Origin of the sequence: Streptococcus vulneris (assembly GCF_019218685.1) — a bacterium.
GTDB lineage: Bacteria > Bacillota > Bacilli > Lactobacillales > Streptococcaceae > Streptococcus > Streptococcus vulneris.
Genome location: NZ_JAHUZC010000023.1, coordinates 1 through 2089 on the forward strand (window position 1 = coordinate 1; position 2089 = coordinate 2089).

At 34.4% G+C, this 2089-nt stretch carries 4 protein-coding genes; all 4 read left to right on the forward strand.

Annotated elements, in window-relative coordinates; translation table 11 throughout:
* Nucleotides 1-323 precede the first annotated feature (323 nt).
* From KUA57_RS09365 to KUA57_RS09380, 4 genes are read left to right on the forward strand one after another with little or no spacing between them, the layout of a single operon-like run.
* Entirely contained in the window at nt 324-680 is a 357-nt protein-coding gene (locus KUA57_RS09365; RefSeq protein WP_218494142.1) for a helix-turn-helix domain-containing protein, read from the forward strand.
* Between the two features lies 1 nt (nt 681).
* Nucleotides 682-1104, forward strand: a complete 423-nt coding sequence (locus KUA57_RS09370) for a hypothetical protein (RefSeq protein ID WP_218494143.1) — start codon at nt 682-684, stop codon at nt 1102-1104.
* 3 nt (nt 1105-1107) lie between these two features.
* Nucleotides 1108-1608 (forward strand): hypothetical protein, encoded by a 501-nt coding sequence (locus KUA57_RS09375; RefSeq protein ID WP_250646353.1) that lies wholly within the window; start codon nt 1108-1110, stop codon nt 1606-1608.
* 20 nt (nt 1609-1628) lie between these two features.
* On the forward strand, nt 1629-2009 hold the full coding sequence (locus KUA57_RS09380; RefSeq protein ID WP_101785626.1) for an ImmA/IrrE family metallo-endopeptidase: 381 nt from the start codon (nt 1629-1631) through the stop codon (nt 2007-2009).
* Nucleotides 2010-2089: the final 80 nt, after the last annotated feature.

The following is a 2089-nucleotide window of genomic DNA, read 5'->3' on the forward strand; positions in this document are numbered from 1 at the left end:
TTTCAATTCCCCTATATTATCTCACATGCTCTATTCAATTGTCAAGGAACAAGTAAACAAGAAACAACTAAATTTTTGACTATTTTTTTATCTTTTCGCTTGACTTTTTTTAGATGTTTGTCTAAAATAAAGGCATAATAAAAACACTAATAAATCTATAAATACCGTTCGCCAAAACATTTTTACGATTTATTTTTTAGTTGTTTTTTTAGTTGTTTCTTAATTACAAATACTATTTTAGTCGTTCATCTAATAAATGTCAAGTGTTTTAGATGAAAAAATAAAATATTTTTTTGTAATGCTTCAGAAAGGTTGATAAATCAATGTTTGAGACATTCGAAAAAATTAAAATTTTAGCTAAAAAACAAGGAATTTCTCTAAATACTTTGGAAGAAAGAGTCGGTTTAGGGAAAAATTACATTTATAGTCTTAAGAATAAAAAGACTCCTTCAGCTGAACATATTGCAAAAATCGCCGACTACTTCAACGTGTCCACTGACTATCTGCTTGGACGGACAGATAATCCTGTTATTGCAAAGGATGATACAATCGCAGGATACACGTCTGACGACCTACGAAAGATGGCAGAGAATGCAAAAACATTCGATGGCAAGCCTCTTACAGAAGAAGACATCGACGCCATCCAGAACATCATCGAGATTTATTTGAGAGGTAGATAGTATGACAAGTATTCCAATGAAAAAGAATCCGTTCAGAGAAAAGATGACAGCAATCAGGATTGTCAATCCTGAAACTGCTCAACTTCTAGGAACGGTCACCAACTTCGATATGTTCCCTGGTTCGACATCTTTGGTTGCATTCCTAGACTTCTTTAACCTAAGACCTGAAACTGATTATATCCTGTCTCTAATTGCCTACTTCCCTAATGGCACGTCTTACCCTGTCCATGCTACGAGAATAAATATTGCGAGACAAGAATTTGTGCTACTCGAAGACGGCTTTGGTATGGCCACTGGAAATTTCAGCTTTAATTTTACGATACAGAACCCAAGTGATTTTTACTTTTTCTTCATCTTGATGGACGAAAACGGTCAGGAAGTAGATACAGCATATAGTTATCACCATTTTGGAAAGTGGGGGTAAACAATGCCGGACACACAAGATAATTTCAAACCTACCCCTTCCAAAGTTTCTTCAATTTACGCTTCTAAATCTTCATTGAAAACTGTACCCATACAAAATCATGATATAATGGAGTCAGAAATGTTATCGGAGGAAAATATTATGTCACAAGATACTTACAGCAAATCTGAAATCGACTTAAAACTTGATAAAATTAATTCTGATACCCAGCATGGATTCGAGAAAATTGATTTAAAAATTGATCAACTCAGACAAGAAATGCGTAGCGGATTTGAAAAAATCGACTTGAAATTTGAACAAGTTGATTTGAAATTTGAGCAAGTCGATTTAAAATTTGATAATTTCGAGAAACGTATTGAAACTATGTTTCTAACTCAAGAAAACAAGAGATTAGAAGAGCAAGCTAAAAGCAAAAAAGAGTTCATGTATTGGTTTATCGGATTGTTAGTTAGTACTTTACTGGGGATACTCGCAATCATCGTAACCATTTTAACAACAAAATAACACAAAAAGGATGATAGCCTATGACTATTGAAGAGCTAGTTGACTCACACGGTGTCACTCTCGCTTACTTTGATAATGAACTTTGGCAAAGACCTGGAGTTTACGTCAAAGAGATTAGTATTATCTTTATAAACCGTGAACTGTCCGAAAACGCAAAAAAACGGGTCATATACCACGAATTAGGACATCTGGAACATTCTACTGCACTATATAAAAATAACCACACCAGATGCGAGAATGAGGCTAATAGGCACATGATTCATAAGTTGCTAGAAGAAGAACTCGCACTATCAGACGACCATCAATCTTTCAACTATATCCAGTTCATGCAAAAACATGAGCTTAGAACAGTCACGGACGAATTGATGGTAATTGACGAATATTATGAATTGATAGGATAGTTCATCAGAATAACTATAAAAACAAAAAAAAATCCCCACACTCAAATTTTGGTCGAGGAGAGTGTGAGGATTAGGTAGTA